A 13,609-nucleotide genomic window follows, 5' to 3' on the forward strand; every position below is an offset into this window, starting at 1 on the left:
ATCGGGCTGTTCAAGAACGAAGCCATCCGCGACGACTCCCCATTCCGCAACGGGCCGCTGCGGACCGTCGACGACGTGGAATGGGTCACCGCCGAATGGGTCGACTGGTACAACCACCGGCGCCTGCACTCCACGCTCGGCGATGTCCCGCCCGACGAGTTCGAGGCCGTCTACTACGCTGACCTCGAAACGCCATCCCACCCGGTGCTGGCACCCGCATAGGAGCGGCAGAGAACCGGGGACGCTTCAGTCTCGTCCGTTTCGTCCGTGATGTCGCGCCGTCGCAGTGCGAACACGTGCGAGGGGTGGAGAGCCACGTACGCTCGAGCCGCCGTCGTCTTCTCCACGTATCCGCTCGCGACAGCACCGTCCGGGAACGCGGCTTCCAGGTCGATCGGCGCCGGATCGAGCTGCAGCTCCAGGCCATCGGGACTGAGGTCGCCCGTCACGCGGTCTCCTGGTCGTACCGCCAGCCCGACCGACAGCTCCGCCGGGAAGCGGTCGCCACGGATCATCACGTTGCGATCGTCGTCGAGCCGGCCGGTGGCGAGTGACCCGTCGCCGTAGACCTGCAGCACCGTGGCCGTCGCTCTGGTGGAGGCTTCCACAGCCTCGGGGCTTGAGGTGAAGGCGACACCCGTGCCGCCTGCCTCGTCGCCGTCTCGGATGAGGTCCTCGTCATGGGCGACGCCGGCGAAGCGGAGCGTGCTGCGCTGCCAGACGGGGTCGACCCAGAAGTCGGGGGCGTACACGCGCGCGGCGCCGTTGAAGACCTGGCACTTGGGTGGCAAGCGGTCCTGCATGGCCATCGAGACAGGGCCGGTCTCGATCGTGACGACCTCGGCGCGGTCGCCTAGGGCATCTGCAATCCGGGCCGCGTCAAAGCGGATCGTGAGAGTGCCCGGCTCAGTGGAGATGACGACTAGTGGCTTGGTGCGCCGGGCGAGGATCTCCTCCGCCAGCATCCAAGCGGTAGCCGCATTGCTGACATGGCGAACGCCCGGCACGGGAGCCGTGATGAGAGTCGTGGTGGTCATCAGTAGGTGTCCCACCGCCGCGACAGCCGCGGCCGGATGGTTCCGCGGCGAAGTGCAGGCTCTCCTGCCTCCTGAGACTCAATCCGCTTGATTCGCTGAATCATCTTCGTGTCGTCGACAGCTTTCGCTTTGGCTCGGTCGACCTGCTCGGGGGTGCGCGCATCTTCGGCTTCAGCGAAGCTCGCGATGAGACGTTCGAACAACTCCTGCACTTCGGGCGACATCCGTGCAAGATCCGCTTCCCGTTGGCGACGCATAGCGTCGAGCACCTGCTCTTGGTTCTCGTGCAGCAGCGTCTTGATCCGATGGCGATCCGCAGGAGTCAGATCGCGAAGGAGCGTCTTCTTTCCGTCGCTCGCGGTCCAGTACTTCCCGTCGTCCTTCCATCCGAGCGGCAGCTCAGTGTCTGTGACGACGTCCCGCTTCATCCTCGGCATCAAGAACACCGCCCCGTCTGTTGCCCGACGATCGATTCAGCGTCTGCTGATTGCCCCACATCGTATGGCCGGGCACAGACATAAGCGGATGTTCCCTTGGCCGATCGCAGCAAGTGGCGCCTGGCTAGTGGTAGTTCCCTCCGCCGCCCGTTCGTCAAGCGACTGTGAACGATCTTGCTCGTTTCTTGCTCACGAGCCCTGCTCCGGACAACGCAAAAGCCCCGCGATCCCAGTGTTTCCAAGGGTTCGCGGGGCTTCGACGATGGCGGTGACGGTGGGATTTGAACCCACGGTAGGGGGTTACCCTACACAACTTTTCGAGAGTTGCACCTTCGGCCGCTCGGACACGTCACCGCGTTCGAGTTTACGGGAGGTTCATCGGGCGGCCAAATCGACGGGGCCTTACCGGGCTGGGCATCCGCTGACAGGATGGCGCCATGGCCGTCATCGAGAATGCGAAGCTGACCGTCGTGGGCGCGGGGGCGGTGGGGTCCGCGACCGCGTACGCGTCGCTCATCCGGGGCGCGGCGCGGCAGGTCGCGCTGTACGACATCGACGCGGCGCGGGTCGAGGCCGAGACTCTCGACCTGGCGCACGGCGCGCTGTTCACGGGTTCGAGCCAGGTCACCGGATCGGCCGACATCGCGGTGACCGAGGGGTCGCACGTCGTGATCGTCACGGCCGGCGCCGCGCAGCGGCCCGGCCAGACGCGGCTGGAGCTGATCGGGACGAACGCGCGGATCTTCCGCACGATGATCCCGCAGCTGGTCGAGGCCTCCCCCGACGCGGTGTTCGTGATCGTCACCAACCCGTGCGACGTGCTGACGCTGCTCGCACAGGAGCAGACGGGCCTGCCGCCCGAGCGGATCTTCGCGTCCGGCACCGTGCTCGACACGTCGCGGCTGCGGTGGCGGCTCGCGGAGCGGGTGGGCGTGGCGGCGCGGTCGATCCACGCGAACATCGTGGGCGAGCACGGCGACACCGAGTTCCCGCTCTGGTCGAGTGCCTCGGTCGGCCCGGTGCCGCTGAGCGAGTTCGCCGCGCGGGGCGCCGATCCGCTGACCCGGGACGAGCTGGACCGGATCGCGCAGGAGGTGCGGACCGCCGCGTACAAGGTGATCGAGGGCAAGGGCGCCACGAACTACGCCATCGGGCTCTCGGCCACGCGGATCGCCGAGGCGGTGCTGCGCGACGAACGGGGGGTGCTGCCGGTCTCGACGGTGCTCGACGACTTCCACGGCCTATCGGGCGTCGCGCTCTCGGTGCCGTCGATCGTGGGCTCGTCGGGCGCGTTCCCGATCCGCGAGACGCGCTTCTCCGACGAGGAGCTCGCGCTGCTGCACGCGTCGGCCGACACGATCCGGGCGACGGCGGACCAGGTGCGCGAGGGCTGAACGCCGGGCGCGCGGCGCGGTTCGAACGGATGTCCGAGCCCGCGCCTACGCTGGATCCCATGCCCAGCAAGCGCCCCGCCCCCGCCGCCTACCGCTGCACCGAGTGCGGATGGACGGCCGTCAAGTGGGTGGGCCGGTGCGGCGAGTGCCAGCAGTGGGGCACGGTCGTCGAGGCCGCCGAGCAGACGGGGATCACGCGCCGGCTGGACCCGATGATCCCGACCGCCGCGGCGACGCCCATCACCAGGATCGACACGGCCGAGGCACCGCGCCGCGCCAGCGGGGTGGGCGAGTTCGACCGCGTGCTCGGCGGGGGCATCGTTCCCGGCGCGGCCATCCTGCTCTCCGGCGAGCCGGGCGTCGGAAAGTCCACGCTGCTGCTCGAGGTCGCCGCGCGCTCGGCCGCCGAGGGCCGCCGCGTGCTCTACATCAGCGCCGAGGAGTCGCCCGCACAGGTCCGGATGCGCGCCGAGCGCACGGGCGCGCTGCACGACGAGCTGTACCTCGCGAGCGAGACGGATCTCGCAACCGTGCTCGGCCAGATCGACTCCGTCGAGCCGCAGCTCGTGATCGTCGACTCGGTGCAGACCGTGTCGTCGTCGCTGTCCGAGGGCGCCGCGGGCATGCCGGGGCAGGTCCGCGAGGTCGCGTCGACGCTCATCCGGGTCGCCAAGGACCGCGGGCTGCCGATCATCCTGGTCGGGCACGTCACCAAGGACGGGCAGATCGCCGGACCGCGCCTGCTCGAGCACCTCGTGGACGTCGTGTGCCAGTTCGAGGGCGACCGGCAGACCGCCCTCCGCTTCGTGCGCGCGCTCAAGAACCGCTTCGGCCCGACCGACGAGGTGGGCTGCTTCGAGATGACCGGCGACGGCATCGCCGAGGTGCCCGACCCGAGCGGCCTCTTCCTGTCGCAGGGCATCCCCGAGCCGGGCACGTGCGTCGCGATCGCGCTCGAGGGCCGCCGCGCCATGCCCGTCGAGGTGCAGGCGCTCACGATCCCGACCAACGCGCCCAACCCGCGCCGGATCGTGCACGGCGTCGACTCCTCCCGCGTGGCCATGGTGCTCGCGGTGCTAGAGAAGCGCGCCGGGATCAAGACCAGCGACCAGGACGTCTACGTCTCGACCGTGGGCGGCGTGCGGTTCACGGAGCCGGCAGCCGACCTCGCGATCGCGATCGCGGTCGCCGGGTCGGTCAAGCACTGGGCCGTGACGCGGGACATCGCGGCCGTGGGCGAGCTCAGCCTGGCGGGCGAGGTGCGCCCCGTCACGCAGGCCGCGCAGCGCCGCACCGAGGCGGCCCGGCTCGGCTACCGCGCCGTGATCGACGACCGGTCGGGCAAGCTGCGCGCCGCGCTCGACGACGTGCGCGCCCAGGGCCGGCCGCGGCCGCGCAAGCTCGAGGCCGTTCCGGAGTTCTGAGGCGGGGGCTTCGGCTCGCTGCGCCCGCTCATCTCGTTTCGACTCGCTTCGCTCGCTCAACGACCACGGGGTTCGCTCGCTCGACCACCGCGGCCGGGAGTGGGGGCGTCAGGTGGCCAGGTCGAGGGCCGCGAGGAGCTCGGCTGGGGAGGCCTGCATGGGGTGCGGGCCGGCGATGTCGAGGAAGACGGTCGTGATCGTGTCGCGGTGCTTGGTCAGGAACGACTTCAGCCACGCGGGCGAGTACAGCGCCACCCCGGGCGGCAGGTTCTCGGGCTTGTTGCGCGCATCGCTGAACAGCAGCAGCGCGACCTGCCCGGTGGCGGGGTCGCGGTACGTCCAGACCTCGCCGCCGTCGAGGGGATCGTCGCGCTTGCCGGGCTTGAGCAGCGGCACCACCGTGCTGCCGTTGCGCAGCGCCAGCGCGATCGCCGCCATGTCCTGCCGCTCGAGGGCCTGGGCGAGCGCCTCGGAGCGGAACTCCTGCGGATCGAGCGCCTGACGGGACGACTTCTTGCGGGCGGACGACGGGCGCTTGCGGGACACCATGTGTTCAGACTACGGCTACGCAGATCTAAGGATCCGGCCACCGCGGTTCAAGCATTCTGTCAGGTTCGCAAAATGGCCGTTGATAGTGTTGACCATGCCCGTTCGGGTGCGGCATCGGTGGGGACTGGTGGATCTACCGCACTCACAGCAGGTTTGGCGCTCGGCGCCCTGGGGGCCTGCGCGGGACGACGTGACAAGGCCCGGAGCATCGCTCCGGGCCTTCTCCGTTCCGCGCCGCGATCGGCGCTCAGCTGGCCTTCGTCTCGGGCACCAGCGTGGTACCGCCGTCGTCGGTGCGCTCGGGCACGAGCGTGATGCCGCCGAGCAGGTTGGCCGACTCGGCGAGCTCCTCGAGCCATCGCGCGTTGAGCTCGGGGCGCTGCACCTCCTCGAACGTGAACCGCAGCGGGATGGCGGAGCTCAGCCAGATCGCGCTGCGGCCGCTGCCGTCCTCGTGCTGGAACGAGAGCGTGAACGCCTCACCGCGACGCAGCTTCGAGACGATCACCATCTTCACGTGCGCGAGCGCACGGTCGTTGATCTCGATCGGAGTGCCCTGGGATCCGTAGTACAGCGTGCCCATCTCTCCACGCTATGCCGGTCGGCCGCCGCGCGCCAGGGACCCGGCTTCGCGACGTCCCACACACCGGGACCCGATCTCGCCCAGCGGGAGCGGGCTCACAGCAGGAAGAACTGCGCGGTCTCCTTGGACTTCACGTCCCCCACCTCGACCTGCAGGTGATATGCGGCGCCGCCGCCGGGCGCCCGCGGACGGGTCTCGCTGTCGCACGTCGAGACGTCCGACCGGGTGCGATCCCACACCAGCGGCTCGGCGCTCTCGACCGTCTGGCCCGCGGCGAGGGTGACGACCAAGCTGCTGGGCTCGCTCTGGCAGTCGGTCGAGCGCCACCACGTGTCCTTGCCGCTGGTCACCACGAACCGCTGCTGCGACGTGCCGACATCCATGGTGCAGTCCACCGAGCCCGTGTTGGTGAGCCGGATGCGCATCTCGACCGGCCGGGACGCGAACTTCTCGCCGCTCACGAGCGGAACCAGCTCGATCACGCTCGGGTCGCACGGCTGCGGCGTCGGCGGCACCGTCGAGGTCGGGGTGGGCGTCGGGGTCGGGTTCGACGTCGGGGTGGGCGTCGAGGTCGTCGGCGCGGCCGAGGGCTCCGCGTCGGCCTGGGACGCCGCGAGCGCCTGCCAGGGCTGCGCGATCAGCAGCCACGCCACGGCGCCGATCACGATCAGGGCGAGCAGCAGCACGACGAGTCGGCGCCGCCGGTACACGGCGGGCGACGGTCGACGACGCAGCTCGGATCCCACGTCATCCAGGGTAGGCGCGCACGCTGAGCGCCCCGGGCGAACGCGCCGGGCTCTAGAGGAGCTTGAGCATGCGCGTGTTGCCCAGCGTGTTGGGCTTCACGTGCGCGAGGTCGAGGAACTCGGCGATGCCCTCGTCGCGGCTGCGCACCAGCTGCGAGTACACATCCGGGTCCACGATCTGCTCCCCGATCGGCGCGAAGCCGCGGCGCAGGAAGAACTCGACCTCGAAGGTCAGGCAGAACAGGCGCTTCAGGCCCAGTTCGCGCGCCTTGTGCTCGAGACCCTCGACGATCGCGCGCCCCACGCCGTGATGCAGCCACGCGCGGTCGACCAGGAGCGTGCGGACCTCGCCGAGGTCCTCCCACATGACGTGCAGCGCGCCGCATCCGATGACCGTGCCGTCCACCTCGGCGACCAGGAACTCCTGCGTCGCCTCGTACAGCACCACGAGGTCCTTGCCCAGCAGGATGCGCTCCTGCACGTACGGCTCCAGCATGCGGTGGATGTGCACCATGTCGGCCGCGCGGGCCGGGCGCACGAGGAACGGCGCGCCCGTGGTCTCGGTCATGCGGTCAAGCTTAGGGGCGGATTCCTGGGAGCCTTCGGCTCGCTGCGCTCGCTCAGGCCGTTTCGTCTCCGCTCCTGCGTTTCGTCTCCGCTTCGCTCCGCTCAACGACCGCCGCTCAACGACCGGCGGTGAACGCCGAAGGGGCGGGCACCCGCAGGCGCCCGCCCCTTCGGGGAACGGAGGATCAGCTCGCGTTCGCGGCCATGTCCGGCGTGCCGGCGATGCCGCCGCGGGTGTTCACACCCACCGCGAGCGTCTCGCCGCGCGGCGCGTTCTGGAACACGAAGCGACCGCCCTCGACGTCGACCTTGATGTGGTGGCCGGTGTCGAGCTCGCCGCTCAGGATGCGCTCCGACAGACGGTCCTCGATCTCGTGCTGCATCGCACGACGCAGCGGGCGCGCGCCGAGCGCGGGGTCGAAGCCGATCTCGATCAGGCGCTCCTTGGCGGCCTGCGACATCTCCAGCGTCATGTCGCGGTCCAGCAGACGCTCGTTGAGACGCTTGGTGAACAGGTCCACGATCTGGATGAGCTCGGGCTTCGACAGCTGCGGGAACACGATGATGTCGTCCACGCGGTTGAGGAACTCGGGCTTGAAGTGACGCTTCAGCTCCTCGTCGACCTTGCCCTTCATCCGCTCGTAGGTCGTCGTCGTGTCGCCCTCGATCTGGAAGCCGACCGGGCCACCGGCGATCGCCGACGAGCCCAGGTTCGTCGTCATGATGATCACGGTGTTCTTGAAGTCGACCACGCGGCCCTGACCGTCGGTCAGACGACCCTCCTCGAGGATCTGCAGCAGCGAGTTGAAGATGTCCGGGTGGGCCTTCTCGATCTCGTCGAACAGGACGACCGAGAACGGCTTGCGGCGCACCTTCTCGGTGAGCTGGCCGCCCTCCTCGAAGCCGACGAAGCCGGGAGGGGCTCCGAACAGGCGCGAGACCGTGTGCTTCTCGCCGAACTCCGACATGTCGAGCGAGATCAGCGCGCCCTCGTCGTCGAACAGGAACTCGGCGAGCGCCTTGGCGAGCTCGGTCTTTCCGACGCCCGTGGGGCCGGCGAAGATGAACGAGCCCGAGGGGCGCTTCGGGTCCTTGAGGCCGGCGCGCTGGCGGCGGATCGTCTTCGACAGGGCGGCGATCGCCTCCTCCTGGCCGATGACGCGCTCGTGCAGCGCCTTCTCCATGAAGACGAGACGGCTGGTCTCCTCCTCGGTGAGCTTGAACACCGGGATGCCCGTGGCCTGGGCCAGGACCTCGGCGATCAGGCCCTCGTCGACCGTCGCGGCGGTGGTCACGTCGCCCGAGCGCCACTGCTTCTCGAGGCGCAGGCGCTCGGCCAGCAGCGACTTCTCCTCGTCGCGGAGAGCCGCGGCCTTCTCGAAGTCCTGCTCCTCGCTCGCGGCCTCCTTGGCCTCGCGGACCTTGGCGATCTTCTCGTCGAACTCGCGCAGCTCCGGCGGCGACGACAGGATCGACAGGCGCAGGCGGGCGCCGGCCTCGTCGAGCAGGTCGATGGCCTTGTCCGGCAGGAAGCGGTCGCTGACGTAGCGGTCCGAGAGGTTCGCGGCGGCGACGATCGCGCCGTCCGTGATCTGCACCTTGTGGTGCGCCTCGTAGCGGTCGCGCAGGCCCTTCAGGATGTTGATGGCGTGCGGCAGCGACGGCTCCGCGACGTTCACCGGCTGGAAGCGGCGCACGAGCGCGGCGTCCTTCTCGAAGTGCTTGCGGTACTCGTCGAGCGTCGTGGCGCCGATCGTCTGCAGCTCGCCGCGGGCGAGCATCGGCTTCAGGATCGAGGCGGCGTCGATCGCGCCCTCGGCCGCGCCCGCGCCGACGAGCGTGTGGATCTCGTCGATGAAGATGATGATGTCGCCGCGCGTGCGGATCTCCTTGGTCACCTTCTTCAGGCGCTCCTCGAAGTCGCCGCGGTAGCGGGATCCGGCGATCAGCGAGCCGAGGTCCAGCGAGTACAGCTGCTTGTCCTTCAGCGTCTCGGGCACGTCGCCCTTGACGATCGCCTGGGCGAGGCCCTCGATCACGGCGGTCTTGCCGACGCCGGGCTCGCCGATCAGCACCGGGTTGTTCTTGGTGCGGCGCGACAGGATCTGCATGACGCGCTCGATCTCCTTCTCGCGCCCGATGACCGGGTCGAGCTTGTTGTCGCGCGCGGCCTGCGTCAGGTTGCGGCCGAACTGGTCGAGCACCTGCGAGCCGCCCTTGGCGCCCTCGCTCTCGGTCTGGCTGCCCGCGGCGACGCCGACGGGCTCCTTGCCCTGGTAGCCCGACAGGAGCTGGATGACCTGCTGGCGGACCTTGTTCAGGTCGGCTCCGAGCTTGACCAGCACCTGGGCGGCGACGCCCTCGCCCTCGCGGATGAGGCCGAGCAGGATGTGCTCGGTGCCGATGTAGTTGTGGCCCAGCTGCAGCGCCTCGCGCAGAGAGAGCTCGAGCACCTTCTTGGCGCGCGGGGTGAAGGGGATGTGACCGGTCGGCTGCTGCTGGCCCTGGCCGATGATGTCCTGCACCTGCTCGCGCACGGCGTCCAGCGAGATGCCGAGCGACTCGAGCGCCTTGGCGGCGACGCCCTCGCCCTCGTGGATCAGCCCGAGCAGGATGTGCTCGGTGCCGATGTAGTTGTGGTTGAGCATCTTCGCCTCTTCCTGGGCGAGGACGACCACACGACGGGCACGGTCGGTGAATCTCTCGAACATGTCACTCCTCCGGGCGCATAGGCCAGTGACGCCTTCCGACGCCGTGACTCCACGGTAACGAGCAGGCGGGCGCCGCGGTCGCGTGTTCGCCGTGGGCATAGCGCGCGACCCGGGGGCTTGACGCGGCGAGCGCACTCAGTCGCGGGCGAAGTCCCGGACCGCGCCGCGGGTGTCGATCGCGAGCTCCTCGGCGTCGATCGCCGTCATGAGCTCGCGCATGACCTCCTCGCCGAGGTTGCCGCGGTCGCGCTCCTCGAGCAGCATCGCGCGCCGCGCCTCGAGCCACCCCTTGGACAGTGCGACGAGGTCCTCGTACGTCGGGCCGACCGGCGCCGCGCCGTCGGCCGTCTCGAGCACCTGGCCGGCGCGGTCGGTGTCGCGCTCGACCTTCAGCAGCGACTGCGCCATCCGGTCGAAGACCTCGGCGCCGCCGGGGCCGAAGCGCTCCTTCCACTCCGAGCGGCGCGCGCGCAGGTACGCCTTGCCGACCTCCTGGCTGCGTGCCTGGATCGCCCGCACCTGCGCGGCGTCCTGGCGGTGCTCCTCGTCGGCGCCGACGCCGAGCGCCCGGATGAGCGGCGCGAGGGTGAGGCCCTGCAGCAGCAGCGTGCCCACCGTCACGACGAAGGCCACCACGACCAGCTTCTGGACGTGCGACTCGGGCATCGCGTCGCCCGTGAGGTCGGGCAGCGCGGCGGCCATCGCGAGCGTGACGACTCCGCGCATCCCGGCCCACGACACCACCGCGCGCTCCTGCACCGAGAGCGCGGGCTCGAGGATGCGCTGGCGCAGGTTGCGCTCGTTCAGCTCGATGCCGCGCGCGGCCAGCTTGTCGCGCCGCTTGCGGATGATCGCGGCGCGCGGGTCGTCCGGGTTCCTTCGGAACGCCTCCTGCGCGTGCTTCCAGCGCATGATCCGGATGCGCTGCCACATCCGCCCCCACGCGTAGCTGGCGTAGACGAACACGGGCCGCACCGCGAGCACCACGGCGAACACCGCCAGGGCGAGCGCGATCGTCACGCCCGCGCCGCGCGCGCCGAGCTCGCTCAGCACGCGCGGGAACTGCAGCCCGATGTAGGCGAACACGAAGCTCTCGAGCAGGAAGTCGGCCGACTGCCAGAGCGGACGCTCCTGCAGTCGCGTCGTGTAATCGGTGCGAGGGGCGTGGAAGCCCACGTACAGCCCCATGGCGACGACCGCGAGCACGCCCGATCCGCCGAGGTGCTCCGCGATCGCGTACGCGCCGAACGGCACCACCAGCCCGGCCGTCCCGACCACGACCGGGTCGTCGAGCCGCACGCGCAGCTGGTGCAGCACGATGCCGAAGACCAGGCCGATCGCGACGCCGAGCACCACGGCGACCGCGAACGCCCACAGCCCGTCCCACACCGTGACCGTGGCGCCGGCGACGATCGCGGCGAACACCCGCACGAGCGTGAGCGACGTGGCGTCGTTGATCAGGCTCTCGCCGGACAGCACGGTCATCACCCGGCGGGGGAGCCCGAGCTTGCGCCCCACCGCGGCGGCCGAGACGGCGTCGGGCGGGCCGACGATCGCGCCCAGCAGCAGCGCGCCCGCGAAGCCGAGCTCCGGCATGATCCACCACGCCACGAGGCCGACGACCAGCGTGGTGACGAGCACGAGCCCCATGCCGAGCCGCCGGATGTGCGGCAGGCTGCGCGCGAAGCCGACGAAGGACACCTCGAGCGCGGCCGAGTACAGCAGCGGCGGCAGCGTCAGATTCAGCAGCAGGTGGCCGTCGATGTCGAGCGTCGGGATCGCCGGGATGAGCGAGACCAGGATGGCCGCGACCGTGATGACGAGCGGCGCCGGCCAGCCGCGCCAGCGCGCGAGGGCTCCCACGGCGAGCGCGCCGACCAGCACATAGAAGACCTCGGCATCCATGCGTTTCAGGCTATGGGAATGCTCTCGCTCAGCGGCGGGTTGGGGCTGACGATGAGCGACGCGAAGAGTCTGTCCCTGTCCGTGCTCGACCTGGTGCCGGTGCGCACCGGTCAATCCAGCGTCCAGGCGGTGACGGCGTCGATGTCACTCGCCCGGCGGGCCGACGAGCTGGGCTACCGGCGGTACTGGTTCGCCGAGCACCACAACATGCCGGCGGTGGCATCCACGGCCCCGCCGGTGCTGATCGCGGCCGCCGCGATGCAGACCTCGCGCGTCCGGGTCGGCTCGGGCGGCGTGATGCTGCCGAACCACGCGCCCCTGATCGTCGCCGAGCAGTTCGCCGTCCTCGAGGCGATCGCGCCGGGCCGGGTGGACCTCGGCATCGGCCGCGCGCCCGGCAGCGACCCCGTCATCACCCAGCTGCTGCGGCGCTCGGGCACGACCAGCGAGGTCGAGCAGTTCCCGCAGCACATCACCGACATCCTCAAGCTCGTGGGCGCGGAGGGCGCGACCGTGCGCTTCACGAGCGGAGGCGAGTACGAGGTGCACGCGACGCCCGCGGCATCCGGTGTGCCCGAGGTGTGGCTGCTCGGTTCGAGCGACTACTCCGCCACCCTGGCCGCGGCGTACGGTCTGCCGTACGTGTTCGCTAACCATTTCGCGGGCGACGGCCTCGAGCGCGCGATGGAGCTGTACCGCAAGCAGTTCCAGCCGAGCGAGCACCTCGACGCCCCGCGCACGTTCGTCACGGCGAACGCGGTCGCGGCGGCGACGACCGAGGAGGCCGAAGAGCGGGCGCTCCCTCAGCTGCGGCAGTTCGCGCGCCTGCGCAGCAACAAGCCGATGCGCGCGCTCGAGACGGTCGACGAGGCCCTCGCGACCCCGTCCGATCCGCTCGAGCAGAGCCTGGTCGACGGCGTGCGCTCGCGCTGGTTCGTGGGCACGGGCCCGGACGTCGCCGCCGGCCTGCGCGAGTTCGCCGCGCGGTACGGCGTGGACGAGGTCATGATCTCGCCCGCCGCGGGCACCTACGCCGCGGAGCCCCTCGACGCCTCCCCCGGCCGCACCCAGACCCTCGAGCTCCTCGCCGACGAGCTGGGCTGAAGGTATGAGATATGCACCTCCGGGCTGCCCCGAAGGGTCCATATCTCATACCTTCGCGACGCCCTGGCGGATGAGCGCTGCGCGGGCGCGGCGGACGACCTCGCGCTCAGGTCCCCGGAGGTCGCGTGCGGTGAAGTGCAGCACGTCCCCGCCGAGATCGGCGAGCCACTCCCGCTTGGCCACATCGCGCTCGAACTGCGCCTGGGTGCGGTGACCGGAGCCGTCGTACTCGTACCCGACCTTCCACTCCGGGTACGCGAGATCGAGGCACGCGACGAACGCGCCATACGGAGCTGACACGTCGTAGTCCAGCACGGGCTCGGGCAGGCCGCCGTCGACCAGGATCAGGCGAAGCCGCGACTCGCGTGGCGAGGAGGATCCGGTGCGAGCCCGAGCCAGCGCGCGACGCAGCCTCTCGGCGCCGCGACGCCGCCCGATCGCGTCCGCAAGCTGCTCTCGCGTGACGTGCGGCCCGCGCTCGGGTGGCCGGAACCCGCCCGGGTGGCGCGGGATCCGCAGCAGGTGGTCCGCCGCCGCGACGAGATCGCGCTCACCCAGCTCGACGCCGAGCATCGCCCAGGTCGAGGCGAGATCCGTCACACGAATGCCGTCGACCTCGACGACCGGGGCCAGTGCCGGATCGAGATGGATGCCGCGCACACGGGCGCGCCGCACCGGCGAGCGCGGCTTGTGGACGCCGACGACGAGCGGCGTGAGCTCGGGAGGCCCACCCCCGCCGGCCCGCCTCACCGAGTGATGGAACGGCGGGAGTGGGATGCCGTGCACCATCGCCGCGGTGATTCCCGCGAAGAACGCGTGATCGGCGAGCACGGCCGCGAGCTCGCGGACCTGCGCGAGCACTCGCGCGCGCTCCTTCGCGACATCCGGCACGTCATCCGGATCCGGACGCTCGACCCGGACCGACCGCGCCCCGTGGAACGTCGACGTCAGGTCCGATCCGCGGAGGCGACCGCGTCCGACACCCGCGTCGCGCGCCCGTCCCACCGCGAAGACGCCGCCCAGCTCCGGTGGCAGCTCGCGCCGAATCCCCATCCCCTCACGGTGCCGCACGCTACGCGAGCCGGGGTCCTGCTCTCCACAGGTTCACGAAGGTATGAGAAACGCACCTTTCCGCGCCCGGGAAGGTGCGTT

General features: G+C 70.5%; 13 protein-coding genes and 1 tRNA gene. 4 read left to right on the forward strand and 10 right to left on the reverse strand.

What is annotated here, in order from left to right; genetic code table 11:
* Positions 1-222: integrase core domain-containing protein (locus B5M43_RS12365; protein ID WP_230668052.1), on the forward strand; the 222-nt coding region annotated here is incomplete at its 5' end.
* Here B5M43_RS12365 and B5M43_RS12370 read toward each other — a convergent pair.
* The 3 genes from B5M43_RS12370 to B5M43_RS12380 all read right to left on the reverse strand — a co-directional run bounded on the left by B5M43_RS12370 (position 174) and on the right by B5M43_RS12380 (position 1,828).
* Positions 174-1,037: a hypothetical protein gene (locus B5M43_RS12370; protein WP_134747067.1), complete on the reverse strand. Its 864-nt coding sequence runs from the start codon at positions 1,035-1,037 to the stop codon at positions 174-176. The two genes, B5M43_RS12365 and B5M43_RS12370, sit on opposite strands and share 49 nt — an antisense overlap.
* Positions 1,037-1,465 carry a hypothetical protein gene (locus B5M43_RS12375; RefSeq protein ID WP_134747065.1) on the reverse strand — a complete coding sequence of 143 codons (429 nt, stop codon included), beginning with the start codon at positions 1,463-1,465 and terminating at the stop codon, positions 1,037-1,039. The genes B5M43_RS12370 and B5M43_RS12375 overlap by 1 nt, the downstream gene beginning before the upstream one ends.
* A 272-nt stretch (positions 1,466-1,737) precedes the next feature.
* A tRNA-Ser gene (locus tag B5M43_RS12380) sits at positions 1,738-1,828 on the reverse strand.
* A gap of 83 nt (positions 1,829-1,911) precedes the next feature.
* Here B5M43_RS12380 and B5M43_RS12385 point away from each other — a divergent pair.
* Positions 1,912-2,868 carry an L-lactate dehydrogenase gene (locus B5M43_RS12385; RefSeq protein WP_134747063.1) on the forward strand — a complete coding sequence of 319 codons (957 nt, stop codon included), beginning with the start codon at positions 1,912-1,914 and terminating at the stop codon, positions 2,866-2,868.
* 59 nt (positions 2,869-2,927) lie between these two features.
* Positions 2,928-4,292 (forward strand): DNA repair protein RadA, encoded by a 1,365-nt coding sequence (gene radA / locus B5M43_RS12390; RefSeq protein WP_134747061.1) that lies wholly within the window; start codon positions 2,928-2,930, stop codon positions 4,290-4,292.
* Positions 4,293-4,400: 108 nt separating this feature from the next.
* Here radA and B5M43_RS12395 read toward each other — a convergent pair whose 3' ends face one another.
* The 6 genes from B5M43_RS12395 to B5M43_RS12420 all read right to left on the reverse strand — a co-directional run bounded on the left by B5M43_RS12395 (position 4,401) and on the right by B5M43_RS12420 (position 11,353).
* On the reverse strand, positions 4,401-4,841 hold the full coding sequence (locus tag B5M43_RS12395; RefSeq protein ID WP_134747059.1) for a dehydrogenase: 441 nt from the start codon (positions 4,839-4,841) through the stop codon (positions 4,401-4,403).
* 247 nt (positions 4,842-5,088) lie between these two features.
* Positions 5,089-5,424, reverse strand: coding sequence for a hypothetical protein (locus B5M43_RS12400; protein ID WP_055993546.1), 336 nt, complete (start codon positions 5,422-5,424; stop codon positions 5,089-5,091).
* A gap of 95 nt (positions 5,425-5,519) precedes the next feature.
* On the reverse strand, positions 5,520-6,170 hold the full coding sequence (locus B5M43_RS12405) for a hypothetical protein (RefSeq protein ID WP_134747057.1): 651 nt from the start codon (positions 6,168-6,170) through the stop codon (positions 5,520-5,522).
* Between the two features lie 52 nt (positions 6,171-6,222).
* Positions 6,223-6,738 (reverse strand): amino-acid N-acetyltransferase, encoded by a 516-nt coding sequence (locus B5M43_RS12410; RefSeq protein WP_055993542.1) that lies wholly within the window; start codon positions 6,736-6,738, stop codon positions 6,223-6,225.
* A gap of 184 nt (positions 6,739-6,922) precedes the next feature.
* Complete coding sequence (locus B5M43_RS12415) at positions 6,923-9,448, reverse strand: ATP-dependent Clp protease ATP-binding subunit (RefSeq protein WP_134747055.1); 2,526 nt, start codon at positions 9,446-9,448, stop codon at positions 6,923-6,925.
* A 135-nt stretch (positions 9,449-9,583) separates the two neighbouring features.
* Complete coding sequence (locus tag B5M43_RS12420; protein WP_134747053.1) at positions 9,584-11,353, reverse strand: sodium:proton antiporter; 1,770 nt, start codon at positions 11,351-11,353, stop codon at positions 9,584-9,586.
* A gap of 51 nt (positions 11,354-11,404) precedes the next feature.
* On the opposite strand from B5M43_RS12420, the gene B5M43_RS12425 reads away from it, so the two are divergent.
* Positions 11,405-12,457 carry an LLM class flavin-dependent oxidoreductase gene (locus B5M43_RS12425; protein ID WP_230668054.1) on the forward strand — a complete coding sequence of 351 codons (1,053 nt, stop codon included), beginning with the start codon at positions 11,405-11,407 and terminating at the stop codon, positions 12,455-12,457.
* Positions 12,458-12,502: 45 nt separating this feature from the next.
* On the opposite strand, the gene B5M43_RS12430 is transcribed toward B5M43_RS12425, so the two are convergent.
* Positions 12,503-13,510 (reverse strand): hypothetical protein, encoded by a 1,008-nt coding sequence (locus tag B5M43_RS12430; RefSeq protein ID WP_134746124.1) that lies wholly within the window; start codon positions 13,508-13,510, stop codon positions 12,503-12,505.
* Between the last annotated feature and the right edge of the window lie 99 nt (positions 13,511-13,609).

It is taken from the genome of Microbacterium sp. MEC084 (assembly GCF_004514465.2).
Lineage (GTDB): Bacteria > Actinomycetota > Actinomycetes > Actinomycetales > Microbacteriaceae > Microbacterium.

What these genes read in the sequence shown, in the direction of transcription:
- B5M43_RS12420 (WP_134747053.1), bottom strand. Translation starts at nt 11,353, where the DNA reads ATGGATGCCGAGGTCTTCTATGTGCTGGTCGGCGCGCTCGCCGTGGGA.
- B5M43_RS12370 (WP_134747067.1), bottom strand. Translation starts at nt 1,037, where the DNA reads ATGACCACCACGACTCTCATCACGGCTCCCGTGCCGGGCGTTCGCCAT.
- B5M43_RS12395 (WP_134747059.1), bottom strand. Translation starts at nt 4,841, where the DNA reads ATGGTGTCCCGCAAGCGCCCGTCGTCCGCCCGCAAGAAGTCGTCCCGT.
- B5M43_RS12410 (WP_055993542.1), bottom strand. Translation starts at nt 6,738, where the DNA reads ATGACCGAGACCACGGGCGCGCCGTTCCTCGTGCGCCCGGCCCGCGCG.
- B5M43_RS12375 (WP_134747065.1), bottom strand. Translation starts at nt 1,465, where the DNA reads ATGAAGCGGGACGTCGTCACAGACACTGAGCTGCCGCTCGGATGGAAG.
- B5M43_RS12415 (WP_134747055.1), bottom strand. Translation starts at nt 9,448, where the DNA reads ATGTTCGAGAGATTCACCGACCGTGCCCGTCGTGTGGTCGTCCTCGCC.
- B5M43_RS12425 (WP_230668054.1), top strand. Translation starts at nt 11,405, where the DNA reads ATGAGCGACGCGAAGAGTCTGTCCCTGTCCGTGCTCGACCTGGTGCCG.
- B5M43_RS12400 (WP_055993546.1), bottom strand. Translation starts at nt 5,424, where the DNA reads ATGGGCACGCTGTACTACGGATCCCAGGGCACTCCGATCGAGATCAAC.
- B5M43_RS12430 (WP_134746124.1), bottom strand. Translation starts at nt 13,510, where the DNA reads ATGGGGATTCGGCGCGAGCTGCCACCGGAGCTGGGCGGCGTCTTCGCG.
- B5M43_RS12385 (WP_134747063.1), top strand. Translation starts at nt 1,912, where the DNA reads ATGGCCGTCATCGAGAATGCGAAGCTGACCGTCGTGGGCGCGGGGGCG.
- radA (WP_134747061.1), top strand. Translation starts at nt 2,928, where the DNA reads ATGCCCAGCAAGCGCCCCGCCCCCGCCGCCTACCGCTGCACCGAGTGC.